Annotated in this window: 22 protein-coding genes and 3 pseudogenes; 6 read left to right on the top strand and 19 right to left on the bottom strand. The window is 66.9% G+C overall.

The window, feature by feature from the left end; translation table 11 throughout:
- From MBELCI_RS10745 to purC, 6 genes and pseudogenes are all read right to left on the bottom strand, one after another.
- Positions 1-2,508 (bottom strand): annotated as a pseudogene (locus MBELCI_RS10745) (Rne/Rng family ribonuclease); the annotation flags it as partial.
- Positions 2,509-2,937: 429 nt separating this feature from the next.
- Entirely contained in the window at positions 2,938-4,272 is a 1,335-nt protein-coding gene (locus MBELCI_RS10740) for a sigma-54-dependent transcriptional regulator (protein ID WP_021694226.1), read from the bottom strand.
- 9 nt (positions 4,273-4,281) lie between these two features.
- Positions 4,282-6,030 carry a sensor histidine kinase gene (locus tag MBELCI_RS10735; RefSeq protein WP_021694225.1) on the bottom strand — a complete coding sequence of 583 codons (1,749 nt, stop codon included), beginning with the start codon at positions 6,028-6,030 and terminating at the stop codon, positions 4,282-4,284.
- A gap of 82 nt (positions 6,031-6,112) precedes the next feature.
- Positions 6,113-6,781, bottom strand: a complete 669-nt coding sequence (purQ, locus tag MBELCI_RS10730; protein ID WP_021694224.1) for a phosphoribosylformylglycinamidine synthase subunit PurQ — start codon at positions 6,779-6,781, stop codon at positions 6,113-6,115.
- Between the two features lie 246 nt (positions 6,782-7,027).
- Complete coding sequence (gene purS, locus MBELCI_RS10725) at positions 7,028-7,267, bottom strand: phosphoribosylformylglycinamidine synthase subunit PurS (protein ID WP_021694223.1); 240 nt, start codon at positions 7,265-7,267, stop codon at positions 7,028-7,030.
- 53 nt (positions 7,268-7,320) lie between these two features.
- Positions 7,321-8,082 (bottom strand): phosphoribosylaminoimidazolesuccinocarboxamide synthase, encoded by a 762-nt coding sequence (gene purC / locus MBELCI_RS10720; RefSeq protein ID WP_021694222.1) that lies wholly within the window; start codon positions 8,080-8,082, stop codon positions 7,321-7,323.
- A 181-nt stretch (positions 8,083-8,263) separates the two neighbouring features.
- Between purC and MBELCI_RS10715 the strand changes: the two genes are divergently transcribed.
- The 3 genes from MBELCI_RS10715 to bmt all read left to right on the top strand — a co-directional run bounded on the left by MBELCI_RS10715 (position 8,264) and on the right by bmt (position 11,701).
- A complete protein-coding gene (locus tag MBELCI_RS10715; RefSeq protein ID WP_021694221.1) occupies positions 8,264-8,578 on the top strand; it encodes a DUF1476 domain-containing protein in 315 nt (104 codons plus the stop codon).
- A gap of 152 nt (positions 8,579-8,730) precedes the next feature.
- Positions 8,731-10,725 (top strand): phosphatidylglycerol lysyltransferase domain-containing protein, encoded by a 1,995-nt coding sequence (locus MBELCI_RS10710; protein ID WP_131505536.1) that lies wholly within the window; start codon positions 8,731-8,733, stop codon positions 10,723-10,725.
- Entirely contained in the window at positions 10,688-11,701 is a 1,014-nt protein-coding gene (bmt, locus tag MBELCI_RS10705; RefSeq protein ID WP_021694219.1) for a betaine--homocysteine S-methyltransferase, read from the top strand. Before MBELCI_RS10710 ends, bmt begins: the two co-directional genes overlap by 38 nt.
- 66 nt (positions 11,702-11,767) lie before the next feature.
- Here the strand turns inward: bmt and MBELCI_RS10700 are convergent.
- The 3 genes and pseudogenes from MBELCI_RS10700 to MBELCI_RS10690 form a co-directional block, all read right to left on the bottom strand.
- Positions 11,768-13,236, bottom strand: a pseudogene (locus MBELCI_RS10700) (carboxypeptidase M32).
- Positions 13,233-14,390, bottom strand: a complete 1,158-nt coding sequence (gene ctaA / locus MBELCI_RS10695; RefSeq protein WP_021694217.1) for a heme A synthase — start codon at positions 14,388-14,390, stop codon at positions 13,233-13,235. Before ctaA ends, MBELCI_RS10700 begins: the two are co-directional and overlap by 4 nt.
- Positions 14,391-14,491: 101 nt before the next feature.
- Complete coding sequence (locus tag MBELCI_RS10690; protein ID WP_021694216.1) at positions 14,492-15,235, bottom strand: RNA methyltransferase; 744 nt, start codon at positions 15,233-15,235, stop codon at positions 14,492-14,494.
- A 170-nt stretch (positions 15,236-15,405) separates the two neighbouring features.
- Here MBELCI_RS10690 and MBELCI_RS10685 point away from each other — a divergent pair, with 170 nt between their 5' ends.
- Both MBELCI_RS10685 and MBELCI_RS10680 read left to right on the top strand, forming a co-directional pair.
- Positions 15,406-15,639, top strand: coding sequence for a hypothetical protein (locus MBELCI_RS10685; RefSeq protein ID WP_021694215.1), 234 nt, complete (start codon positions 15,406-15,408; stop codon positions 15,637-15,639).
- A 52-nt stretch (positions 15,640-15,691) separates the two neighbouring features.
- A complete protein-coding gene (locus MBELCI_RS10680; protein ID WP_021694214.1) occupies positions 15,692-16,318 on the top strand; it encodes a thiamine phosphate synthase in 627 nt (208 codons plus the stop codon).
- On the opposite strand, the gene olsA is transcribed toward MBELCI_RS10680, so the two are convergent.
- The 3 genes from olsA to MBELCI_RS10665 form a co-directional block, all read right to left on the bottom strand.
- Positions 16,294-17,172, bottom strand: a complete 879-nt coding sequence (gene olsA / locus MBELCI_RS10675) for a lyso-ornithine lipid O-acyltransferase (RefSeq protein WP_021694213.1) — start codon at positions 17,170-17,172, stop codon at positions 16,294-16,296. The genes MBELCI_RS10680 and olsA overlap by 25 nt on opposite strands.
- Entirely contained in the window at positions 17,169-17,930 is a 762-nt protein-coding gene (locus MBELCI_RS10670; protein WP_021694212.1) for a GNAT family N-acetyltransferase, read from the bottom strand. Before MBELCI_RS10670 ends, olsA begins: the two co-directional genes overlap by 4 nt.
- A 159-nt stretch (positions 17,931-18,089) precedes the next feature.
- Positions 18,090-18,275: a DUF3553 domain-containing protein gene (locus MBELCI_RS10665; protein WP_021694211.1), complete on the bottom strand. Its 186-nt coding sequence runs from the start codon at positions 18,273-18,275 to the stop codon at positions 18,090-18,092.
- A gap of 30 nt (positions 18,276-18,305) precedes the next feature.
- Between MBELCI_RS10665 and MBELCI_RS10660 the strand changes: the two genes are divergently transcribed.
- Positions 18,306-18,899, top strand: coding sequence for a histidine phosphotransferase family protein (locus MBELCI_RS10660; RefSeq protein WP_021694210.1), 594 nt, complete (start codon positions 18,306-18,308; stop codon positions 18,897-18,899).
- On the opposite strand, the gene MBELCI_RS10655 is transcribed toward MBELCI_RS10660, so the two are convergent.
- The 7 genes and pseudogenes from MBELCI_RS10655 to MBELCI_RS10625 form a co-directional block, all read right to left on the bottom strand.
- Positions 18,900-20,165: a glutamate-5-semialdehyde dehydrogenase gene (locus tag MBELCI_RS10655; protein ID WP_021694209.1), complete on the bottom strand. Its 1,266-nt coding sequence runs from the start codon at positions 20,163-20,165 to the stop codon at positions 18,900-18,902.
- A 53-nt stretch (positions 20,166-20,218) separates the two neighbouring features.
- Positions 20,219-21,325, bottom strand: coding sequence for a glutamate 5-kinase (proB, locus tag MBELCI_RS10650; RefSeq protein WP_045320014.1), 1,107 nt, complete (start codon positions 21,323-21,325; stop codon positions 20,219-20,221).
- Positions 21,313-22,353, bottom strand: coding sequence for a GTPase ObgE (obgE, locus tag MBELCI_RS10645; protein WP_021694207.1), 1,041 nt, complete (start codon positions 22,351-22,353; stop codon positions 21,313-21,315). The genes proB and obgE overlap by 13 nt, the downstream gene beginning before the upstream one ends.
- A gap of 100 nt (positions 22,354-22,453) precedes the next feature.
- Positions 22,454-22,984: a GNAT family N-acetyltransferase gene (locus tag MBELCI_RS10640; RefSeq protein ID WP_052512719.1), complete on the bottom strand. Its 531-nt coding sequence runs from the start codon at positions 22,982-22,984 to the stop codon at positions 22,454-22,456.
- A complete protein-coding gene (locus MBELCI_RS10635; RefSeq protein ID WP_021694205.1) occupies positions 22,981-23,529 on the bottom strand; it encodes a GNAT family N-acetyltransferase in 549 nt (182 codons plus the stop codon). The genes MBELCI_RS10640 and MBELCI_RS10635 overlap by 4 nt, the downstream gene beginning before the upstream one ends.
- A 151-nt stretch (positions 23,530-23,680) precedes the next feature.
- A pseudogene (rpmA, locus tag MBELCI_RS10630) lies at positions 23,681-23,949 on the bottom strand (50S ribosomal protein L27).
- Between the two features lie 12 nt (positions 23,950-23,961).
- A complete protein-coding gene (locus tag MBELCI_RS10625; protein ID WP_021694203.1) occupies positions 23,962-24,561 on the bottom strand; it encodes a 50S ribosomal protein L21 in 600 nt (199 codons plus the stop codon).
- Positions 24,562-24,734: the final 173 nt, after the last annotated feature.

The following is a 24,734-nucleotide window of genomic DNA, read 5'->3' as shown; positions in this document are numbered from 1 at the left end:
CCGCGGCCGGGACCGGGGCGGTCTCGGCGACCTCCTCGGCCTTGGGCTCGGCCTTCTTTCGACGGGTCCGCTTGGGCTTGGGTGCAGCCTCGGCCTCGGCCTCCGCCGGCTCGGCGGCGGGGGTGTCGGCCTTCTTGCGGCGCGTGCGCTTGGGCTTCGGTGCCTCTTCGGCGGTAGGCTCGGCTGCGGCTTCCGCCTCGGGAGCCGTGGCAGGCGCGTCCTCGGCGGTGTCCTTCTTGCGGCTGCGCGTGCGGGTCCGCTTGGGCTTTGCCTCGGCCTCAGTCTTGGCTTCGGTGACGGCCTCCGTCGCGGGTGCCTGCTCGGCCTCGGTCGCCGTGGCCGGTTCGGGAACCTTGGCGGTTTCGGCCTCGGCCTCGGCCTCGGTCACCGGATCGGAGCCGGTTTCCTCGTCCTCGTCGGAATCATCTGCGTCGTCATCGCTCCGATCCTCGCCCTGCGCATCGGCTCCTTCGCCGTTGCCGCCCCGGCGCCGACGCCGACGGCGCCGCTTCTTGCGAGGCCTGTCGTCCTCGTCCGCCGCCTCATTGGTCTCCTGCCGCGACGAGGTCTCGGTCGTGATCTCCGCTTCGGCCTCGGCGACTTCTTCCTCCTCGACCTCATCATCGGCGTCGAAGTCGTACTCGGCGTCGAGCGCCTCCATCAGCGCGGCCGACGATACGATCGGCGCAGCCTCGGGTACTGCGCGGGTGGCGGTCTTGAACTTCTCGACCACGAAGTCGGGCGAGATCAGCGTGGCGTCGCCCTCGACCCGCACGGCCATGCCGTAACGCTGCTCGATGGCGGCCACGTGTTCGCGCTTGTGGTTCATCAGGAAATTCATGATCGCGTAGGGAACGCGGACCAGCACTTCCTTGGTGCGGCCGCGCACGCCCTCTTCCTCAAGCTGGCGCAGGATCGCCAGCGCCACGTTGTCGTCCGAGCGCAGCAGGCCGGTGCCGTGGCAATGCGAGCATGGCTGGGTCGTCGCCTCGAGCATGCCCGGGCGCAGGCGCTGGCGGCTCATCTCCATCAGGCCGAAGCCCGAGATACGGCCGACCTGGATGCGGGCGCGGTCGGTCTTGAGCTTGTCCTTGAAGCGCTTTTCCACGGCGGTGTTGTTGCGCCGCTCGTCCATATCGATGAAGTCGATCACGATGAGGCCCGCGAGATCGCGCAGCCGCAGCTGGCGCGCCACCTCGTCGGCGGCTTCGAGGTTCGTCTTGAGCGCGGTCTGCTCGATCGAACCTTCCTTGGTGGCGCGGCCCGAGTTCACGTCGATGGCGACGAGCGCCTCGGTGACGCCGATTACGATGTAGCCGCCCGAGGGCAGCTGGACCGTCGGGTTGAACATGCCCGCGAGGTAGCTCTCGACCTGATAGCGGGCAAAGAGCGGCAGGCTGTCGGTGTAGGGCTTCACGTTCTTGGCGTGCGACGGCATGATCATCTTCATGAAGTCGCGCGCGGTGCGGAAGCCGTCGATCCCTTCGACGATGACCTCGTCGATCTCCTTGGAATAGAGATCGCGGATAGACCGTTTGATGAGATCGCCTTCCTCGTAGATCTTGGCCGGCGCGATCGATTTCAGCGTCAGCTCGCGGATCTGCTCCCACATGCGCTGCAGGTATTCGTAATCACGCTTGATCTCGGACTTGGTGCGCTGCGATCCGGCGGTGCGGATGATCAGCCTGCGCCTTCCGGCACATCCATTTCGCCCGCGATCTCCTTGAGTTTCTTGCGATCCGCGGCGTTGGTGATCTTGCGGGAGATGCCGCCACCGCGCGCGGTGTTGGGCATCAGCACGCAGTAGCGGCCCGCCAGCGACAGGTAGGTGGTGAGCGCCGCACCCTTGTTGCCGCGCTCTTCCTTGACAACCTGCACCAGCATGATCTGCCGGACCTTAACGACTTCCTGGATCTTGTAGCGCTTGGGACGCGGCTTGCGCGCGGGGCGCACGTCCTCGCTGTCATCCTCGTCGGCGACGCTTTCGATGCCCTCGTCCTTGGACGCGGCGTCATCCTCGTCCTCGTCCTCGGCGTCGATCACCTCCATGCCGGAGATCTCGTCGTCGCTTTGGGTGCTGACGGCGTCGGAGCCGGCCTCCGAGGCGCGGCTCCGCGAACGCGAGCGGCGGCGACGCGGTCGATCGCCGCCGTTTTCCTCGGCCTCGTCGGTCTCGTCATCCGCGCCCGCCGCCTCGGCTTCGGCCTTCATGCTCTCGGCATAGGCCTTTTCCTCGGCCAGCAGCGCCTCGCGGTCGGCGACGGGGATCTGGTAGTAGTCGGGGTGGATCTCGGAGAAGGCGAGAAAGCCGTGCCGGTTGCCGCCGTAATCGACAAAGGCCGCCTGCAGCGACGGCTCTACGCGCGTGACCTTGGCGAGGTAGATGTTTCCCGCGAGCTGACGGCGGCTCTGGCTTTCGAAGTCGAATTCCTCGACCTTGTTTCCGTCACAAACCACGACGCGGGTCTCTTCCGCATGCGTGGCGTCGATGAGCATTTTCTTTGCCATGTTATCCATTCGCATGGCGCGCCGACTGACGCCCCCGGGGGGGGCGCCTGTCGCGCGCTCATGTCCGATTGTGGCGATGACGCGCGTATCGGCCTCCGTGCGGCCCCTCGGGGCCGTCAACGGGTCGCCTGCATGCTGCGCGCGTTGCATCGCGGTTCTTCCTCGGCCCTGGGGGCCAGTTCATGCCCGGCAGCCATCCAGATGAGCGGGCCGGTCGGGGTCAGGTCAACGGCCCCTCTCGGGGCCGGTCTCGTCCGCCTCCGGTGCCGGGGAACCCCGTCGCAAAGGGAGCGGAAAATCCGTCCGGGCAACGGCGCCAAGCGCATGCCCGTTCCGACCTTCATAGCGGCACTTGTCCACATGACACAATGACGAATGTGAAAGGCCGCCCCGAAGGGCGGCCCGATCATCAATCGATAGCCCTGTTTTTTACAGGTAATCCGAACGTTGCAGCCCGTATTTGGCCATCTTCTCGTTGAGCGTTCGCCGCGGCAGACACAGCTCGTCCATCACCGCCACGATCGACCCCTTGTGGCGGCGCATCGTGTTGTCGATGAGCATCCGTTCGAAAGCCTCAACGAATTCCTTGAGCGGCTTGCCCTCCGTGGTCATCGCCTGATCGCTCTGCTCGTCGCCATCGGTCATCAAGAGCGAGGCGATCGAGCCCGACCCGCGCCGGTTCTGCAATACCGCGCGTTCGGCCACGTTGATGAGCTGGCGCACATTGCCGGGCCATGGCGCCTGCAGCAGCTGCGCCGCCTCCTGCGCGCTCACCTCGGGTGCGTCGCAGCCGTATTCGTCGGCGAACTGCTCGGACAGCCGGGTGAACAGCGACAGGATGTCTTCGCCGCGCTGACGCAGCGGCGGCACGATGATGCGCAGGGCCGCCAGACGATAGTAGAGATCGGGCCGCAGCACGCTCTCGCAGGTCTTGCCTTCGTCCTGCAGGTTGCAGATCGCGACGATGCGCGTCTCGGCGGGCGTGCCCTGGTCGTTGATCGCGGTCAGCAGCCGGGCCTGCATCGCGCTCGACAGCGCCTCGATGTCCTCGAGCACCAGCGTGCCGCCGCGCGCCTCCTCGAGCGCCGGGATCGGGTCGTCCTCGCCCGCGGGGCCGAAAAGCCGCGCGCCGAGCCGTTCCTCGTCATAGGCCGAGCAGGAGATCAGCACGAACTTCTTGGAGGCTCGCGCGCCCACCGCATGCAGCGCATGCGCCACCAGCGTCTTGCCGGTGCCGGTCTCGCCCTCGATCAGCACGTGGCCGTCGGCCTGGCCCAGATCGAGGATGTCCTCCTTGAGCCGTTCCATCACCGGCGAGGAACCGATCAGCTTGTTCATCAGCGCCGAGCCGTCCGACAGCTCGCGGCGAAGCGCGCGGTTGTCGAGCACGAGGCGGCGGGCACTGCTGGCCTTCTTCGCGAGCTCGGTCATCCGGTCGGGGTTGAACGGCTTTTCGAGAAAGTCGAAAGCGCCGATCCGCATCGCCTCGACCGCCATCGGCACGTCGCCATGGCCGGTGATCATGATCACCGGAAGCGTGCTGTCGACGCTCTTGAGCTTTCGCAGGAACTGCATCCCGTCCATGCCCGGCATGCGGATGTCGCTCACCACGATGCCGGGGTAATCGGCCGTCAGCCCCTTGAGCGCCTCTTCGGCGCTGGCAAAGCTCTCGGTGTCGAAGCCCGACAGCGCCAACCACTGGCTGATCGACTGGCGCATGTCTTTTTCGTCATCGACGATGGCGACCTTCATGGTCTTGCTCATGGGAGCCCCCTATTCCGCCGCTGCCATTTCTTCTTCCAAGATAGGCAGCTGCACTTCGAAAACAGCCCCGCCGCCGGATGCGTTCCGCGCGGTCAGCCGTCCGCCGAGATCGTTCACGATCCCGGAGGAGATCGCGAGACCAAGCCCGACACCGTCGCCAGGCGCCTTGGTCGTATAGAACGGCTCGAACAGCGCATCGAGGTTCTCGATGCCCGGGCCGTTGTCATGCACGGTAAGGACGACGGCGTCCTCGACCGTGAGCGTGATGTCGATGCGCGGATCCCGGACCTCCTTGGTGGCATCCAGCGCGTTGCGCAACAGATTGATGATCACCTGCTCGAAACGCAACCTGTCGCCCAAAATCATCGCGGGTCCGGAAGGCAACGTACGGTTGATCGCGACCGAGCGGGTCTTGAGCTGCGGCTCCATCATGGCGAGCGCCGATGACAGCGCGGCGCGCGCATCGACCGGTTCGAAGGCCTGATTGCCCTTGCGGGCATAGGATTTGAGCTGTCGGGTGATCGCGCCCATCCGGTCGATCAGATCGTCGATCCGCTGGAACGAGGAGAGCGCCTCCTCCGGGCGGCGGCGCTGCAACAGCAGCCGCGCCCCGGCGAGATATGTCTTCATCGCCGCCAGCGGCTGGTTCAGTTCGTGACTGACGCTGGCCGACATCTCGCCCAGCACGGCGAGCTTGGAGCTTTGGGCGATGGTCTGCTCGGCGCTTTCAAGATTGCGCTCGACCTGCTGGCGCTGCGCGATCTCGCGCTGCAGCCGCATGTTGAGCCGCCGCAGCTGGTCGCTTTCGCGCCGCACGAGCAACAGCCGAGAGGCAGATTTGCGCGAACTGATCCAGAAGGTCAGCGCCAGCAGCATTGCAAATCCCATGATTTCAAGCGCCAGCACACCGTTCACCCGCTCGCGTACGCTCGTGTAGGCGGTGAAGGTCACCATCTTCCACCCTTGGAACGGCACCCGCAGTTCGCGCCGCATCACCGCCTCGCCGCGCAGATAGGCGTCGATCGGCAGGGCGGTCCAGTCGGTGGCAAGAAAGGCCCGTTCGATCGCCGATGGCGCGGACTGGCGCTCCAGCGCCTCACTCTCGGGCAGGCCGCGCCAGCGCGGCTCGGTCGACAGGATGATCTCGCCGGTGCTGTTGGTGACGAGCACGGCGTCGGAAGTGCCGGCCCAGCTGCGCTCGAGCTTGGCCAGATCGACCTCGACCGAAATCACTCCCAGCGCCGCGCCGTTGGCGTCAACCTTGCGCGAATAGAGGAATGAGTAGCCGCCCGTGGGCCGCTGGAAGATCGTGAAGATGGTGGAGTTCGCACGCATCGCATCGATGAAATAGGGCGCGCTGCGATGCGTCTCTCCGAGGCGATTGCGGTCGGTCGCCGCGACGATCCGACCGTCGCTGTCATAGAGCACGAGCGAAGCCGCGCCGATCTCGTCGACGAAGGACAAGAGCCGCTGGGTCGAGCGCGAGAAGTCGGAGGAGGACAGCGCCCCGATCAGCTCGGGGTCGCGCGCCAGAAGCTGGGGCACGATGGAGTTGCGCTGCAGCTCGGAGATCAGGTTGCCGACATAGAGCGTGAGGCGCACGTCGGTGCGGGTGCGCGTGGCTTCGGTGAAACGCTCGGTCAGCAGCACGTTCGTCACCCAGATCACCGCGATCGCGGCAAGGCAGAACAGCGCCAGCGCTATGCGCGGAGCCCAACTGCGCCGTGGACGCGGCCGTCTGGAAGTGTCGTTCGCCATGCGGACGGGTTTACGCCGCGCCGGGCGGCGCGGCAAGCCGGGGCGGATCACGCCGCATTCACGGGCGGCGTGAGATCGAGGCTCAGGCCGAAACCAGCGCGCCCACGAGGCTGACGAACAGGCCGCGCCCGTCGGTGCCGCCATGTCCCGCATCCACCGCCCGCTCGGGGTGCGGCATCATGCCGAGGACGCGGCGGTTCTCGGAGAGCACGCCAGCGATGTCGCCGGTCGAGCCGTTGGGGTTGTCGCCATAGGTGAAGGCGATCCGGTCCTCAGCGCGCAGCCGATCGAGCGTCGGCTGATCGACGAAGTAGTTGCCGTCGTGATGGGCCACGGGGATATGAAGCGTCGCACCCTCGGCGTAGCCGCTGGTGAAATCGCTCCGGGTGGTCCCGATCTCAAGCGGGATCGACTTGCAGACGAAGCGGATGCCGGCGTTGCGCATCAGCGCGCCGGGCAGCAGGCCGGTTTCGGTCAGCACTTGGAACCCGTTGCAGACACCCAGCACGTAGCCCCCCTTCTGCGCGTGATCGATCACGGCGCGGCAGACCGGCGACTGCGCGGCGATGGCGCCGCAGCGCAGGTAGTCGCCGAAGGAGAAGCCTCCCGGCACGGCGACCAGATCGACGCCGCGCGGCAGACCGGCATCCTTGTGCCAGACCATTTCGACCTCGGCACCGGCGGCGCGCAGGGCGACGGCCATGTCGCGATCGCAGTTGGATCCGGGAAAGACGATGACGGCGGCCTTCATGGCGGGCATCCTTCGGGGTCTGGGGCGGGACCGCAAACGGGGGTCGGCGGAACCGCGAACGAGGTAACTGGAGGCCGGGGGCTCTGGCGGCCCGCGGCGCGAATTCAGGTCGGCGGTGGCGCCCTCCCCTGCAACCACCGCCGCATCGCTCCCGGTGCTCAGGCCCCCCGAAGACGGCCGAGCGATGCCCGAAAGCGAAACCTGTTCCAAAGACGCGAACGCCGCCCCGAGAGGCGGCGCGCGACCTCAGCTCAGGTCGATCTTGTAGCTTTCGATCACCGTGTTGGCGAGAAGTTTCTCGCACATCTCGGTCACTTGGGCCTCGGCGGCGGTCGCATCGTCCCCCGCGAGGTCCAGTTCGATCACCTTGCCCTGCCGGACGCCCTCGACGCCGTCGAAGCCCAGCGCGCCGAGCGCATGGCGGATCGCCTCGCCTTGCGGGTCGAGGACTCCGGTCTTCAGCATCACCTGCACGCGAGCCTTCATGCGCGCCGCTCCTTCTTCTTCGATCTGTCAGTCGGTCCGGTCGACCCGACGCCTCAGTTGATGAGCGTCGGGCGGGGACGGTGGGTCACGTTCGAGGGCAGCACGCCCAAGCGTCGCGCCACCTCGGTATAGGCATCCGTGAGGCTGCCCAGATCCTTGCGGAACACGTCCTTGTCGAGCTTCTGGCCGGTCTCGATGTCCCACAGCCGGCAGCTGTCGGGCGAGATCTCGTCGGCCACGACGAGGCGCTGGAAGTCGTTGTCCCAGATCCGGCCGATCTCGATCTTGAAATCCACCAGCTTGATGCCGACGCCGTGCATGACACCCGACATGAAGTCGTTGACCCTGAGAGCCAGCGCCACGATGTCGTCGAGATCCTGCTGCGAGGCCCAGCCGAAGGCGATGATGTATTCCTCGGGCACCAGCGGATCGCCGAGCTTGTCGTCCTTGTAGGAGAACTCGATGATCGGACGCGGCAACGGCGCGCCTTCTTCCATGCCCAGACGTTTGGCCATGGAACCGGCGGCAAAATTGCGCACGATGACTTCGAGCGGAATGATTTCCACCTGACGAATCAACTGCTCGCGCATGTTCAGCCGCTTGATGAAATGCGTCGGCACGCCGATCGACTGCAGCCCAGTCATGAAGAATTCGGACAAGCGGTTGTTGAGCACGCCCTTGCCCTCGATCACCGCCTTCTTCTCGGCGTTGAAGGCGGTCGCGTCATCCTTGAAATACTGGACCAGCGTTCCCGGCTCGGGGCCTTCATAAAGGATCTTCGCCTTGCCCTCGTAAATCTTCTTGCGACGTGCCATGCGCTCTCCACGGGGTTTCGCGCGCCAAGGCCCCGGATGTCGGGGCGACGCAGCAGGTCCGTGACCGGATTGCTGCGTAACGCGGCCTTGAGGGCCTCATAGTCCAAGCCCCCCTTGCGGGCAAGGTGTCGCGGGGCGTATCCTTTATTGCATGGGGCGGAGGCGCGGAAAGGCAAGTCAAATGACGATTTTCGATGAACGGGAGCATGCGTTCGAGGCGAAGTTCGCGCATGATGCAGAGATGAAGTTCCGCGCCGAAGCCCGGCGCAACCGGATGCTCGGCTTCTGGGCCGCCGGCCTGCTGGGCAAGGAGGGCGACGCCGCCGCCGACTATACCCGCGAGGTCATCAAGGCCGAGTTTCAGGAGGCGGGCGACGACGACGTGTTCCGCAAGCTGCGCCGCGACATAGGCCACCTGATGAGCGACGAAGAGATCCGCGAGAAGATGGCCGAGTTCACCATCGCAGCCAAGTCGGAGCTGTTGCAGGAAAACTGATACCCTGTTTCTCTACCGCCTTTCCTACGGCCCCGGGGATCTCTTTTCGGTGGCTCGCCCCTCCTGCACAAGCCCGATTTTCAATCAAAGTCCGATACTGTCCGGCCGACCGCCGCGACGGTATTCAGGCCCTCTGACCCCGAGCCGCGCCCATGTCCGCATCCTCGCCTGAACCCGCCACGCGCGGAGCCCGGTCCCTTCCGCTCAGCTTTGGGCGAACCGCGCTGCGGCTGTTGCCGTTGCTGGCATTGGGCCTTGGCGCATGGCTTCTGGCGCAGCGCTGCGAGACCATCGATTTCGGCGCGGTCTGGCCCGCGCTTCGGGCGCTGCCTCCGCAGCAATGGATCGGCGCTCTGGCCTGCACCGCCTTGAGCCTCTGGGCCTTGGGTCAATACGACGTGGTGTTGCACCGTGCCATGGGCACCGGCATCGCTCCCGCCCGCGCCCGCGCGGCGGGCATGCGCGCCATGGCCATCGCGCAGACCGTGGGCTTCGGCAGCCTCACCGGCGCGCTGGTGCGCTGGCGCAGCCTGCCCGAATGCGACCTATGGACGGCGACGCGGCTGTCGCTGTGGGTTTCGGCCTCCTTCATGGGGGCGCTTGGCGTGCTGGCGGGGCTGTCGTTGCTCTTGCTCGATGGGCACACGGCGCTGGCCGCGCTTCTGGCGATCGTGGTGATCGCGGGGGTGTCGCGGATCACCCGCCTGCCCGGCCTGCCGCAGATGCGGGCGGGCACGCTGCCCCGGCTGATCGTCTGGACCGCCATCGACACCTGCGCCGCGGGCGCCGTGCTCTGGCTCCTGCTGCCGGCGGACGTCGAGATCCCGGCCTCGGCGGCAATCTTCGCCTATCTCGCGGCGCTGGGCGCGGGCCTCGCCAGCCAGAGCCCCGGCGGCGTCGGCGCGTTCGAGCTGTGCCTTCTGGCGCTGCTGCCGCAGGTGCCCGAGGCCGACCTGATTGCCGCGATGATCGGCTACCGCGTCGTCTATCACGCGGTGCCCGCGCTGCTGGCGCTGCTCCTGCTGATCCGCCCGATGACCATCGATGTACGGCCGGGCCTGACCTCGGCCGAAGGGGCGGCGCGGCACCGGGCGCTGTCCTGCGCGCCGCAGGCCGAATGGGGTCTCGTCTGGCAAAGCGCGCGGATTCTGCTGTCGCCCGATCAGGAGAGCGGCTGGCTCGTGCGGCGCACCGGCGGCACGCTGGCCGCGATCGGTGAGCCGCTGGGCCGCCCCGAACTTTCGGCGCTGCGCGCCCATGCCAGCCGTCTCGGCTTCAACGCGGCGATCTACAAATGCGGGCCCCGCATGGCGATCCGCGCCCGCGCGGCGGGCTGGGCGGTCGAACGGATCGCCACCGAGGCGGTGATCGACACCGCCCGCTGGAGCCTCGATCGGCCCGCCTGCCGCGGCCTGCGCCGCAAGCTGAAATCCGTGGCCAAGGCAGGTGTTACGATCGAAACCGCGCCGCAAATCCTGCCCTTGGACGAGATGGCGCGCATCCATGCCGACTGGGCCGCGCGCTCGGGCGGCGAGCGAGGGTTTTCGATGGGGCGGTTCTGCCCCGAGCTTCTGAACCACCAATTCGTCGCGCTGGCCCGGCACGAGGGCGAACTGGTGGCCTTCGCCAGCTTCCATCAAGGCCGGGGCGACTGGACCCTCGACCTGATGCGCCAGACCGGCACGGCCCCCGATGGCACAATGATGGCGCTGATCCTCGCCGCGATCGAGGCCGCCCGCGCGGCACAGGTGCCGCAGCTGTCGCTCGCCGCGCTGCCACAGATGCCGCGCTGGATGCCCGGATGGGTCTGCGCCAAGGTGGCGGCCCGGCCCGGCGGCGCGGGGCTCGAACAGTTCAAGCGCGGCTTCGGGCCCGGCTGGCGGCCGCTCTATGCCGCCGCCCCGACCCGCCTCGGCCTGTTGCGCGCCGGGATCGAGATCGCGCGCGCCGTGCACGTGCCCGCGCCGCTCGACGCCGAACCGCCGATCCCCGACATTGAATTCGGCGGCGCTCCGGTGCAGAAGGGCGGCGATACCGCCCGGCGGCCGATCCGGCTCCCGGTCTTCCGCGGCGCTGCGCCGCGCCTCACTGACCAGACAGGCCCCGCCAATGACCGACGCGCTTACCCGACTTCTCGAAACCCGTGACTGGCTTCTGGCCGACGGGGCCACGGGGACGAACCTGTTCAACATGGGTCTGAGCTCGGGCGACGCGCCCGAGCTTTGGAACGTGACCGAACAGGACAAGATCCGTGCGCTCTATGCCGGTGCCGTCGATGCGGGATCGGACCTGTTCCTGACCAACAGCTTCGGCGGCAACGCCTCGCGGCTCAAGCTGCATCAGGCGCAGGACCGGGTGTTCGAACTCAACAAGGCTGCCGCCGAGCTGGGCCGCGAGGTCGCCGACAAGGCGGGCCGCACGGTGATCGTGGCAGGTTCGGTCGGCCCCACGGGCGACATCATGGCGCCGATGGGCAGCCTCACCCACGAGATCGCGGTCGAAATGTTCCACGAGCAGGCCGAGGGCCTGAAGGCGGGCGGCGCCGATGTGCTCTGGGTCGAGACGATCTCGGCCGCCGAGGAGTTCCGCGCCGCCGCCGAGGCGTTCGGCAAGGCCGACATGCCTTGGTGCGGCACCATGAGCTTCGACACGGCGGGCCGCACGATGATGGGCCTGACCAGCGCCGACATGGTCAAGATGGTCGGCAAGCTCGACCACGCGCCGCTGGCCTTCGGCGCCAATTGCGGCACCGGGGCGTCGGACCTGTTGCGCACGGTTCTGGGCTTTACCGCCGCCGGGCCGGAGCGGCCGATCATCGCCAAGGGCAATGCCGGCATCCCCAAGTATCAGGATGGCCATATCCATTACGACGGAACGCCCGAGCTGATGGCCGACTATGCCTGCCTCGCGCGGGACGCGGGTGCGACGATCATCGGTGGCTGCTGCGGCACCATGCCGGACCATCTGCGCGCCATGCGCGAGGCGCTGGAGACCCGCCCGCGCGGCGAGCGTCCGACGCTGGAAACCATCGTCGAGAAGCTGGGCGGCTTCTCCTCGGCCTCAGACGGGACCGATGGCGCAGGCCCTGAACGCGCGGCGCGGCGCGGCCGTCGCCGGAGCTAGGGCTCGAAATGTAAAAACCCCCGCTACCTTACGGTCGCGGGGGTTTTTACATGGGTGGCCGGCAAATCATAGATCGTAGAGCGCACTGAACTTGGCTTCGAGATAATCGAGCAGCGGCGCTTCGGACGGTGCTGCACCACAAGCCGCTTTGATCGTCTCGCGCGGCGACATCAGCGCCCCGTGGCGTTGCACCTTGTCGCGCAGCCATGTCGTGGCACCCGAGAGGTCGCCGCGCGCCAGTTCGGCGTCGAGGGCGGGCCGGTCGGCCCGCAGCGCCGCGTGCAGGCAGCCCGCATAGACGTTGCCGAGGCTGTAGGTCGGGAAATACCCCATCAATCCCACCGACCAGTGCACGTCCTGCAGGCAGCCATTCGAGGGCTTGTCGACGGCAAAGCCGAAATCGGCGGCAAAACGGTCGTTCCAGGCCGCTTCGAGGTCGTCCACCGCCAGATCGCCGGAAATCAGCGTCCGCTCGAGATCGAAGCGCATCATGACATGCAGGTTGTACTGCACCTCGTCCGCCTCGGTGCGGATATAGCCGTTCGAGACGCGGTTGACGGCGCGAGCGAATTCCATCGGGTCGGTGATGCCGATATCACCGAAGGTGTCGCGCATACGGCCCAGCAGCCAACCTGCAAAGGCAGGAGACCGCGCGAGTTGGTTCTCGTAGATCCGGCTCTGGCTTTCATGCACGCCCATCGACACGCCCCGTCCGATCGGCGTCAGCAGGTGGTCGGGGTCGACGTTCTGCTCGTAGCTTGCGTGACCGACCTCGTGGATCGTCGAATAAAGGCAGTTGAACGGATCGACCGGATCGGTGCGGGTGGTAACACGCACATCGCTGCCGGATCCCGAGCAGAAGGGATGCACCGCCTTGTCGATACGCCCGCGCGAAAAATCGTAGCTGAACAGCCCTGCCAGCTCGCGCGAAAGCGCCAGCTGTGCCGCCTCGTCGAAGCGGCCCGCAAGCGCGGCAGGCTGCGGCTTGTCCAGTATCGCCGCCCGCAGCGCCACGAGGCGCGGACGCAGGGCACCGAACATCTCGTCGAGCTCGGCGGCCCGGCGCCCGGCTCGTAATCGTCGAGCAGCGCGTCATAGACGTCCCCGCCCTGTGCCAGAGCCTGCCCCTCCTCCTGACGGAGCGCCACGACGCGCCGCAGGGTCGGCAGGAAGGCCGCGACATCCTCGGCGGCGCGGGCCTCGGCCCAGACGCCCTGCGCCACCGAGGTGACGCGGGCAATCTCGGCGGCGAGCTTTGCGGGCACCTTCTTCGCGCGCTCGTAGGCGCGGCGGATCTCGCGCAGGTTGGCCTTGGCTACCGCATCCCCCGCCTCGGCTTGCGCGAGCCAGTCGCCAAAGCGCGAATCGGTGCGGCGCGCGTGCAGCACGCCCTCCATCGCTGCCGATTCCTCGCCGCGCTGGGCGGCGGCGCCGCGTGGCATCATCGTCTCCTGATCCCAGCCGAGACGGCCCGCCACCTGCGCCAGCGCCTCGGTCTCGCGCGCATGCGCCATCAGATCGTCATACACGGTCATTTGCGGATCTTCCTGAGGGACTGGACATAGGGGTAGCGGGCGAGAAAGCGGGCGCGCAGGATCAGCACCCAGAGCAGCACCGCGCCGAGCTGATGCGTGATCGCGGCATGGAGCGGCGCTGCGTAGATCGCCGTGACGATGCCGAGGACCATCTGCACCACCAGCATCGCCAGCACGGCATTGACCGCGAGGCGGGTCGACGGGTGCGGCGACCGGCGGCCCCGCAACCAGACGACGACGCCGAGGATCATCAGCAGGTAGCCCGACATGCGGTGGATGAACTGCACCAGCCCCGCATCCTCGAAGAAGTTGCGCCAGATCGGCTCGAGCTGGAACGGATCGGGCGGCAGGAAGCTGTCGCCCATCAGCGGCCAGGTCGGAAAGGCACGGCCTGCGTCGATCCCCGCCACCAGCGCCCCGAGGATGATCTGCAAGAAGCCCAGATGCATCAGCCCGGTCATCCCGCCCCAGAGCTTGCGCTCGGCCGAGCGGCGAGCCTGCAGCAGATCGACCTCTCGCCGCTTGAGCCGCAGGATGTACCACGTGATCAGGCCAAGAATCGCGAAGGCGAGGCCGAGATGCGTGGCGAGGCGGTAGGAGGCGACGGTCACCATGCCGTCCTGAAGCCCACTATGAACCATCCACCAGCCGACCGCGCCTTGAAGCCCGATCAGCGCACCGAGACCCAGAAAGCGGGTCTTGAAGCCCGCCGGAATGCGCTTGGTCACAAGAAAGCCCAGAAAGCCCAGCGCCCAGACGAGGCCGATGGTGCGGCCAAGCTGGCGGTGGCCCCATTCCCACCAGAAGATGCGCTTGAACTCGGACATCTCCATGCCCTGGTTCATCAGCTCGTATTGCGGACTGGCCTTGTAATTGGCGAACTCGACATCCCAATCGGCGGCCGAGAGCGGCGGGATGGCCCCCGAGACCGGGTTCCATTCCGTGATCGACAGCCCGCTGTCGGTCAGCCGCGTCATGCCACCGACGAAGACGATGGCGGCGACGAGCACGAAGAGAATGCCGAGCCAGATCCGCAACCCGCGGCGCGCATCGGCGCGACCGCGGTCGATGCCGCCGGGGGTGGCGACGGATTTCTGGTTCGTGCCCACCTCCTCGAAAATGGAGCGGGGTCGCTTTTCCGCCTGTTTCGCCATGTCGGGACCTCCGGTCTGATCGGCGCGCAGACTAGGCGCGCACCCTGCGGGCGACAACACCCGCCATTGCAACGACTTGGAACGCGCGAAGGGCTACGCCCTCAGCCGCGCTCCTTCCAGCGGACCATCTGTCGCATCACCCCGTGCAGCGTCTGCACATCCGAACGCGTCAGAGGCATCCGGCTCCACAGGTTGCGCATGGTCTGCTTCATATGCGCGGCCTTGTGCTCGGGGAAATAGAACCCCGCCTCATCGAGCCGCTCCTCGTAATGCTCGGCGAGCTTCTCGACCTCATGCGCCTGCGCCCATTCGGCCCCCGCCATCTCAATCCGGCGATCGGCAACCTCGGTCGAGGCGCGACGCCACTCATAGGCCATGAGCAGCACGCATTGCCCGAGGTTGAGAGAGGCGAATTCGGGGTTCACCGGGACCGAGACGATGACGTTGGCGCGCGCGATGTCGTCGTTCTCCATGCCCGCGCGTTCGGGTCCGAACATCACGGCGACCTTCTGGCCCTGCGAGATCCGCTCGGCGGCGTCGCGCATCGCGGCCTCGGGCGTCATCACCTCCTTGGTGAGACCGCGCGGACGGGCCGTGGTGGCGTAGACGAAGGTGCAGTCCGAGACCGCCTCGGCGGTGTCGCCTGCCAGCATCGCCTCGTCCAGAAGCCGCCCTGCGCCGGAGGCCAGCGCCACCGCCCGCTCCTGCGGCCAGCCGTCGCGCGGGGCCACGACACGCATCCTGTCGAGGCCGAAGTTCCACATCGCGCGCGCCGCAGCACCGATGTTCTCGCCCATCTGCGGGCGGATCAGGACGAAGGCGGGCTGTGGCTTGGGGTCGGTCATGGTGGTCCCGGGGCTAGGCGGAAGGATGCGCGGCGGTGTAGCCTCGAGGGACGTCCGAGACAAGGAGTGGCACCGATGGCCTATGACGAAGGACTGGCGGCGTTGTTGCGCGATGATCTGGACGGGCGGCCGGGCATCTCGGAAAAGCGGATGTTCGGCGGTCTGGCTTCATGCTTTTCGGCAACATGCTGTGCGGCGTCACCTCGCAGGGCGCGATGTTCCGGGTCGGCAAGGAACGCGAAGCCGAGGCGTTGGAGATCCCCGGCACCGGGCCGATGATGTTCACCGGGAAGCCGATGGGCGGCATGGTCGCGGCCAAAGACGAGACGGTGGCCGACGACGATTCACGCGGCACGCTGATGGCGCTGGCCTTCGCCCATGCCGAAAGCCTGCCTGCGAAGTAGCCAAGCCCCGCGATCCCCGATATAGGGCGGCCTCGAAGTGCAGGAGGCCCTCATGAGCGACCAAGACGACGCGCCGCAGATCTATCTCGTCACCCCGCCCGAATTCGAACTGTCGGAGTTTCCCGACCGGCTCGCCGCCTGCCTCGATGCCACGGAGGTCGCCTGCGTGCGCCTCGGGCTCGCCACGCGCGACGAGGACCGTATCAGCCGCGCCGCCGACGCGCTGCGCGAGATCACCCATGCGCGCGATGTGGCGCTGGTGATCGATACCCATGCCAAGCTCGTCACCCGGCTCGGGCTCGACGGCGTGCATCTCACCGATGGCTCGCGTTCGGTGCGGGCCACCCGCAAGGATCTCGGCGAAGACGCGATCGTCGGCACGTTTTGCGGCAACTCGCGCCATGACGGCATGACCGCGGGTGAGGTGGGGGCGGATTACGTCTCCTTCGGCCCGGCGGGGGCCACCGATCTGGGCACCACGCCGCAGGCCGAGGCCGAGCTGTTCGAATGGTGGTCGATGATGATCGAGGTGCCGGTGGTGGCCGAGGGCGCGCTCGACCTCGATCTCGTGCGGCGCCTTGCCCCGCATGCCGATTTCTTCGGGATCGGCGAGGAGATCTGGCGTGAGGCCGACGCCGCGGAGATGCTGCGCCGCTATGCATCGGCCATGGCGGGCTGAACTGCCGGTTGCTCCAGCGCGCCGGCGCTCTCCAGCCCGGCGCGCACGACGCCCTCGAGCTTGCGCGCCAGCGCCTTGCGGTCGGGATGGTCGGCGACCCGCAAGGCCGGGTGATAGATCACCTCGATCCGCCCATGCCGCCGCGCCGACAGCATCCGCAGCATGTGCGGCCCGAACTCCATGTCGCCCCACCAGCCATAGAACCGCACGTCCCGGCCTTGGGGTGCGCGGTAGACCACGCTCACCGGCTGAATCTCGAGGTTCGGCTGATCGGGCGACAGGAAGGCCGCGAAAAGCGTCGCCTTGAACGGCAGCACCCGCCGCCCGTCGGTCGAGGTGCCCTCGGGGAAGAACACCAGCCGGTGGCCATGCGCCAGCCGCTCGCGCATCAGACGCACCTGCGCGGCGGCCTCACGCCGCTCGCGGCGGATGAAGACGGTGCCCGTGGCGCGCGCCAGCCAGCCGATGCCGGGCCAGCCCGCCACCTCGGCCTTGGACACGAAATAGACCGAAGCCTTGGCGTTGAGCGCGAAGATGTCGAGCCAAGACGCATGGTTGGCGACCATCGCCCCGTGCCCCTCCATCGGGCGGCCGGTCAGCCCCAGCCGCAGCCCCAGGATCGCAAGGGCCGCGCGGCAGGCCCCTTGGGTGATGCGCGAGGTGACCGGGCGGCTCAGCCCCCAGATCCGCCGCTCCAGCGGTCGTAGCGCCAGCGACACCGCCAGCGCCAGCAGCATGACGCCGCCCAGAAGCGGGGCGCGCCACGCCACGCGCAGCCAACCGGCCGGATCGGGGCCGTCCCATGGCGCGGGTTCGACCCCGTGCCAGGTCAGGGGCTCGGGCGCGCCGTTCATCCGCGCGCGCCGTAGCGGGCGCGCTGGCCCGCATGGGCCAGGTTCATGTCGAGGATCATGCAGACATCCGTGGTGTTGAAGGCGCGGTCCGAGAACATGCCCTGCCCGACCCGGCCGCCGATCCGCAGATAGGCCTTGATCAAGGGCGGCATCACCCGCATCGCCGCCGCCCGGTCGAGATCTGCGACCACCGGCATCGCGTCATGATCTACCTGCCGGCTCGTCACCCGCAATTCGGGCGGGGCGAGGTGATCTCGGCCCAAAAGCGCCAGCGGCCCGAGATGCGCGCGCGGATCGGCCCCTTGGAACGAAGCGGTGCCGAACAGGATCTCGATGCCGCGCGCCTCGATATGCGCGGCCAATCCCTGCCACAACCGGAACATCGCCGTGCCGCCCCGGTAGTCGCGATGCAGGCAAGAGCGCCCCAGCTCCAGCAGCCGCCGCCCGGAGCGCTTGAGCGGGGCGAGGTCGAACTCGTCCTCGGTATAGAACTGCCCCATCCGCGCAGCGCCCTCGTCGTCGAGCAGGCGGTAGAGCCCGACGATGCGTGCGCCTTCGGGCCGCGCCTCGTCGATCAGGAGCAATTGCTCGGTCACCGCGTCGAAGCGGTCGCGCTCGCGGCCCGCCTCGTGATCGACCATCTCACCATCGCCGCCCAGTTCACGCACGAAGATATCGTAGCGCAGACGCTCGGCCTCGGCATGCTCGGCCGCGTCACGGGCAAGCCGCACCGACAGGACAGGAGAGGACAGGATCATCGGCGTCGGATCGGACTCGGCACAGGCGCCATGAGGGCGGTCTCCGGATCGGGATGTTGCCTCCGGGTTCTAGGCGGGGTCGCCCCGCTTGGCAACAAGACTGCGCCGGCTCGCCTCAGTCGTTGACAGGTGGCGACGGTTCGCTACCTTGGGTTGAATTCAGTCACTCGCCGATACAAGGACAAGCGCCACCTTGGACCCATCGAGCACCACCTTGCCCTCTTCGCGAAAATTCACGGTAATGCGGCCACCGATGTTGGACTGGATCTGGCCATTGCCCCATTCGGGACGATCGGGATGGCGCACGATCATGCCCGGCGTGAGAATGGAATTCAAATCGGCCATCGCGGCCTCCTGCTGTCTTGGGAACACGCCATGAGCGATGATCCGGATCTCGGCGCGCTGATCGCTTCGCGCCTGTGCCACGATCTTATCAGCCCGCTAAGCGCGATCGGCAATGGGGTGGAGCTTCTGGCGTTGACCGCCCCGCCCGGGCCCGAGCTGTCCCTGATCTCCGAGAGCGTGGAGAGCGCCCTCGCCCGCATCCGCTTTTTCCGCCTTGCCTACGGTGTCGCCACGACACGACAGATCATCGGCAGGAACGAGGTCGTGTCGATTCTCGACGCGGTGTCGCGCAGCGGCCGCCTGCGCCTTGATTGGGAGGTGACCGAGGATCTGACACGCGACCGTGCGAAGCTGGCCCTGCTGCTCATCGCCTGCCTTGAAGCGGCACTTCCCTATGGCGGCAGCATCACGGTCGACGGGTCGGTCGATGCACTTCGGCTGCGCGGGCATGGGCCACGGCTCCGGATCGAAGCAGATGCTTGGAACCGGCTGCGCGGCCTCGAGGTGACGAGCGACGCCAGACCCGGCGAAGTGCAATTCGCGGCGGCCGCGGCCCTGCTGCGCGCCCGTGCCCGCCCGGCGTCGATCGAGACGGGCGAGCACGGGATCGAAATCAGGCTTTGATCAGCTGCGAACCGCGCCGTCACCGACGACGAGATACTTGAAGCTGGTCAGCTGCTCGGCCCCCACGGGGCCGCGCGCATGCATCTTGCCGGTGGCGATGCCAATCTCGGCCCCCATGCCGAATTCACCACCATCGGCGAACTGGGTCGAGGCGTTATGCACGAGGATCGCGCTATCGACCCGCTCGAAGAACCGCTCGGCGGTCGCCTTGTCCTCGGTCAGGATGCCGTCGGTATGGTTCGAGCTGTAGGCGCGGATATGCTCGATTGCGCCGTCGACATCGCGGACGGTCTTTGCCGCAATATCCATGTCCAGATACTCGCGGCCCCAATCATCCTCGGTCGCGGGGGTCGTGCCCACGACATCGGCGAATTCGGGCGCGGCATGCACGTTGACACCCGCCTTGACGAGCGCTGTGACGATGTCGCGGCCAAGGCTGTCCTTGAGGTCCTCATGCACCAACAGGCATTCGGCGGCGCCGCAGATGCCGGTGCGACGGGTCTTGGCGTTGAGCACGACTTCGAGCGCCTTCTTGGGATCGGCGGCCTTGTCGACATAGATGTGCACGATGCCTTCGAGATGGGCGAAGACCGGCACCCGGGCCTCACGCTGCACCAGCCCGACGAGGCCCTTGCCGCCGCGCGGCACAATCACGTCGATATGGTCCGTAGCCTTCAGCATCTCCGAGACGGCGGCGCGGTCGCGGGTCGGCACCAGCTGGATCGCATCGGTCGGCAGCCCGGCCTTCTCAAGGCCGGTCTTCAGGCACTCGGTCAGGATCGTCGAGGAGTTGAGCCCCTCGGAGCCGCCGCGCAGGATCACGGCATTGCCCGCCTTGAGGCACAGAGCGCCCGCGTCGGCTGTCACGTTGGGACGGCTTTCGTAGATCACGCCGACCACGCCGAGCGGCGTACGCACGCGGCGGATGTTGAGGCCCGATGGCATGTCCCATTCGGTGAGCACCGCGCCTACCGGATCGTCCTGCCCCGCAATGGCGCGCAAACCATCCACGATGGATTGGATGCGGTCGTCATCGAGCTTGAGCCGGTCCATCATTGCCGGGCTGATGCCCTTTTCGGTGGCAAAGCTCTGATCCTTGGCGTTGGCCTCCTTGATCTCCTCGCGGCGGCGCAACACCTCCTCGGCGGCGGCTTCGAGGGCGGTCTTTTTGGCTTCGGGCTTGGCAAAGGCCAACTCGGCGGCGGCGGCGCGGGCACGCTCACCGATATCCTTCATCAAGGCGGGAATGTCGGTGTGATCGGTCATGCGGGTTCCTTTCGGACGCTGATTTCGGATCTGTCGAGAAGATGGAAGGTGCGTCAGACGACCATGTCGTCGCGGTGCACCAGCGAGGCACGACCCTTGTAGCCAAGCACCTTCTCGATCTCGTCGCTCTGGTGGCCGCGAAGTTTGCGCGTCTCCTCGGCCGTGTATCGGGTCAGACCAAAGCCGACGCGGGTGCCGTCAGGCCCGGTGATGGCCACCGGGTCGCCACGGCCAAAACGACCCGAGACGCCGGTAACACCCGCAGGCAGCAGCGAATTGCCGTCAGCCAGCGCGCGAGCGGCCCCGGCATCGATGCGGATTTCACCCTTGGGCTTCATCGCCGAGATCCAGTTTTTACGTGCTGAATGCGGATCGGTCTGCGCCTTGAACCAAGTAGCGTTGCAGCCATTCATGAGCTGTTTCAAGGGATTAAGTGGCGAACCTAGCGTAATCGCCATATCGCATCCGGCCTCCGACGCCACTTTGGCTGCGAGCAGCTTGGTGATCATGCCGCCCTTGGACAGGCCCGAAACGCCGAGGCCGGCCATGGCCTGGATCTCGGGCGTGATCTCCTCGACCTCTTCGAACCGCTTGGCCGAGGGATCGACATGCGGGTTGCCATTGTAGAACCCGTCGACATCCGACAGCAGGATCAGCTGATCGGCCCCGACCGTCACGGCGACCTGCGCCGCAAGACGGTCGTTATCCCCGTAGCGGATCTCGTCAGTGGCGATGGTGTCGTTTTCGTTCACGATAGGGATCGCCCCGAGGGACAGCAGCGTATCGAGCGTCGCCCGACTATTGAGGTAGCGACGACGACTTGTTGAATCATCAAGCGTAACAAGGACTTGTGCGGTGATCTTGCCATGCGGTGTGAACACGTCTTCGTAAGCCCGCGCGAGCCGGATCGAACCCACGGCGGCGGCGGCTTGGCTCTGTTCCACCGGTAGTTCGCCTTCGGGCAGGTGCAGAACACGGCGGCCGAGGGCGATCGACCCCGAGGACACGAGGGTCACTTCGGTCCCATTGTCGCGCAGCATCGCCACGTCTTCGGCCAAGCTGCGCAGCCAATCGGATTTGAGCTGTCCGGTTTCCCGGTCCACCAGCAGGGCCGAGCCGATCTTCACAACCAGCCTCTTGGCGTCCGTCAGGGTTGCCATGTCTTGTCTTCCTCTTCCGGTATTTCCTTCTGGCGCAGGCGGTTCGCATCGATACGCGCGCGCAGGGCACGCAGCACCTCGGTCACGCCTTCGCCCGTGGCGCCGGACATCAGCATTACTTCGCCACCGGATTCGGCAGCGAGCTCATCGGCCAGAAAGGCCCGTTCTTCTTCGTCCAGCGCGTCGATCTTGTTCAGCACCGTGATCCTCGGCTTTTCAGCCAAACCCCCGCCATAGGCTTCGAGTTCACCGATGATGGTACGATAATCGACCATTGGGTCGCCGGAGGTGCCATCGACAAGGTGCAAGAGCACCGCGCAGCGCTCCACATGGCCGAGGAACATATCGCCCAAGCCCCGGCCCTCTGAAGCCCCTTCGATCAATCCAGGGATGTCGGCCACTACGAATTCGACGTTGTCGACGCCGACCACGCCGAGGTTCGGCGCCAGCGTGGTGAAGGGGTAATCCGCGATCTTGGGGCGCGCGTTCGAGGTCGCAGCAAGGAAGGTCGACTTGCCCGCATTGGGCAGACCCAGGAGCCCCGCATCGGCGATCAGCTTGAGCCTGAGCCAGATCTCCCGCTCGACGCCCGGCTGGCCGCCATTGGCGCGGCGCGGCGACTGGTTGGTCGCCGATTTGAAATGCAGGTTGCCCCAGCCGCCATTGCCACCACGCGCCAGCACGACGCGCTGGCCCACCTCGGTGAGATCGGCGATCACCGTCTCCTCGTCCTCATCGAGAATCTCGGTGCCCACGGGCACGCGCAGCACGATGTCGTTGCCCGTGGCACCGGTGCGCTGGCTGCCTTGGCCCGCGCGGCCGTTCTGGGCAAAGAAGTGCTGCTGGTAGCGAAAATCGATCAGCGTGTTGAGACCGTCCACGGCCTCGGCGATCACGTCGCCGCCATTGCCGCCGTCGCCGCCATTGGGACCACCATACTCGATGAACTTCTCGCGGCGGAACGAGACACAGCCATTGCCGCCCGAACCGGAGCGGATGGTGACCTTTGCGAGATCGAGAAACTTCATGGGACGGCGCCTCTTGCGGATAAGCGCTTGAGGTAGCCGATCATGCCGCCGTTCTCAAGGGCGCGCGGGGGAGCGGCAGTCGCCGCTCCCCCGCGACTGGTCAGGCAGCCGCGGTGCGTTCCTGTGCCCGCAGCACATTCCAGCGCGCCCGGGTGAGCCGCGTCTTCTGGCCCGGCACGTCGTGGCCAAGCACCATGGACGGCAGCATCTGCGGTCCCACCAGCTCGAAACCGAGCTTGTCGAGCACGCGGCCCGAGCCTGCGTTGTCGTCGTAATATCCCGCCTCGACCGCTTCGGCGTTGCCGTTCGAGAAATGCGCATCGAGCAGCGCCCGCCCGGCCTCGGTGGCATAGCCCCGGCCCCAGCGGTCGCGCGCGAACCAGTAGCCCAGCGTCGGATCGATCGCGATGACCCCGGCAAAGCCGTCGGCGTCGATCACCGCATAGGCCGGAATTCGGCCTGCCTCGACCTCTCCCGCGAACCATTCGGCGTCGTCGCGGCCATAGGGATAGGGCACGCGGCTCAGCCAGCGGGCGATCTCGATGTCCTGAAGGGCGGCGTGGATCGCCTCGACATCGGCCTTGCAGACCGGCCGGAGCCGGAGTCGTTCGGTCATCAGTTCCTGGGTCATTCGATCTTCAATGCATATGTCCATGTTGGCGCGGTGGCGCCACGGGCGACCGAGTAGGCCTCGGCATCGCCCAGATATTCGAAACCGCAATTGGTCAGGACGCGGGCCGAGACGGCATTGTCCTGAAACACCTCGGCAAAGACCTGCGCCGCGCCATGCGGGTTGACGTTGATCAGCGCGCGCAGCGCTTCGGAAGCGAAGCCCGTATTCCAGAAGGCGGGCGCAACCCAGTAATGCACCTCGGACTGACCACGATCCATGCGAGTCAGCGTCACGAGGCCCAAGACCTCGGCCAAGGCGTTCTCGGAGCCGTCGATGACCCAGACATCTTCGGTGCGGTCGGGACGCTGCGCCCGCTCGATCAGTTGGGTCACTGTGCCCGGAGGCAGCGGATGCGGAATCCGGCGCGTGCCGCGCGCGACACGCGGATCGGCGGCATAATGCGCGATCAACCCCTCGTCGGAGCGACGCAGCGGCCGCAGCACGAAACGCTCCGCCTCGATCACCGGCTGGCCGTCGCTCACCTTGATGTCATTGCTTCTCATGGGCCGCCTCCTCCGCTTCCCTGCTGCTCGGGCCCCGGTTCTGCGCCGGGGACTCATGGCGCCCTTATGGGCGACATCTATGTTCATAATGCGAACGGGGGACCGGTTTCTCACCGATCCCCCGTCGCTGTCGTCACATCGAGGTCCGGCGTTACTCGGCGGCCTCGGCGACCGGGAGCACCGAGATGAAGGTGCGGCCCTTGAGACCCTTGTGGAAGGTCACGCGGCCTTCCTCGGTCGCGAAGATGGTGTGGTCGCGGCCCATGCCGACGCCGGCGCCCGGCCACATCTTCGTGCCACGCTGGCGCATGATGATGTTGCCCGGGATCACGCTTCGCCGCCGAACTTCTTGACGCCGAGACGGCGTCCGGCGCTGTCGCGCCCGTTGCGGGAGGAGCCGCCTGCTTTTTTATGTGCCATGTGTCTCTCTCCTTAGGCCTTGAGGTCCTGGGACTGGGCAACCCAGCCCTCTTTCTCGATCTTGCCCTTGAGGCCAAGCTCTTCATCGTAGCGGGCGACGTCCGCTTCCGACCAACCGGCGATCTGAGCAAAGCTGGTAACACCAGCTTCGATCAGCTTCTTCTCGAGCGCCGGGCCGACGCCCGAGAGCTTCTTGAGATCGTCGCCCGATGCAGCAGCCTTGGCGGGCTTGGCCGCGGGGGCGGTTTCGGTCGAACGCGGCGCGGAGCCCGCACCGATCGCGGCCTTGACGCCCGACTTGTCGGCGCCGTCGGCCAGCAGGTCGGTGACGCGGATCAGCGTCAGCTGCTGGCGATGGCCCTTGGTGCGCTTGGACGAGTGCTTCCGGCGACGGCGCACGAAGTGGATGACCTTCTCGCCCTTGATCTGGTCGATCACTTCGGCCTGAACGCCCGCACCCGCGACGAAGGGCGCGCCGATGGCATCGCCGATCATCAGAATGTCGTTGAACTGGACGGTGTCACCCGCATCTGCAGCCAGCTTTTCGACCCGGAGCACATCGCCCGAGGCCACTTTGTACTGCTTGCCGCCGGTCTTGAGAACCGCAAACATGTGTCGTTCCTTCGTATACCGCGTCGCTTGGGTCCCCCATACGGGGCGTTTCCGGAGCTTTTGGCCCCACCGTCGGACTGCGCGCCCCGATCGGGGCGGTCATTGAAAACCGCGGCTTGCCTTGCGGATAGCCGCTCATCCCGTGACAAGGGGTCTTGCCGGGATGCGGGCTT

This window comes from Limimaricola cinnabarinus LL-001 (assembly GCF_000466965.1).
Classification (GTDB): Bacteria; Pseudomonadota; Alphaproteobacteria; order Rhodobacterales; family Rhodobacteraceae; genus Limimaricola; species Limimaricola cinnabarinus.
Note: the sequence above shows the minus strand (reverse complement) of the source record. Positions and strands in the feature narration are given on the sequence as shown.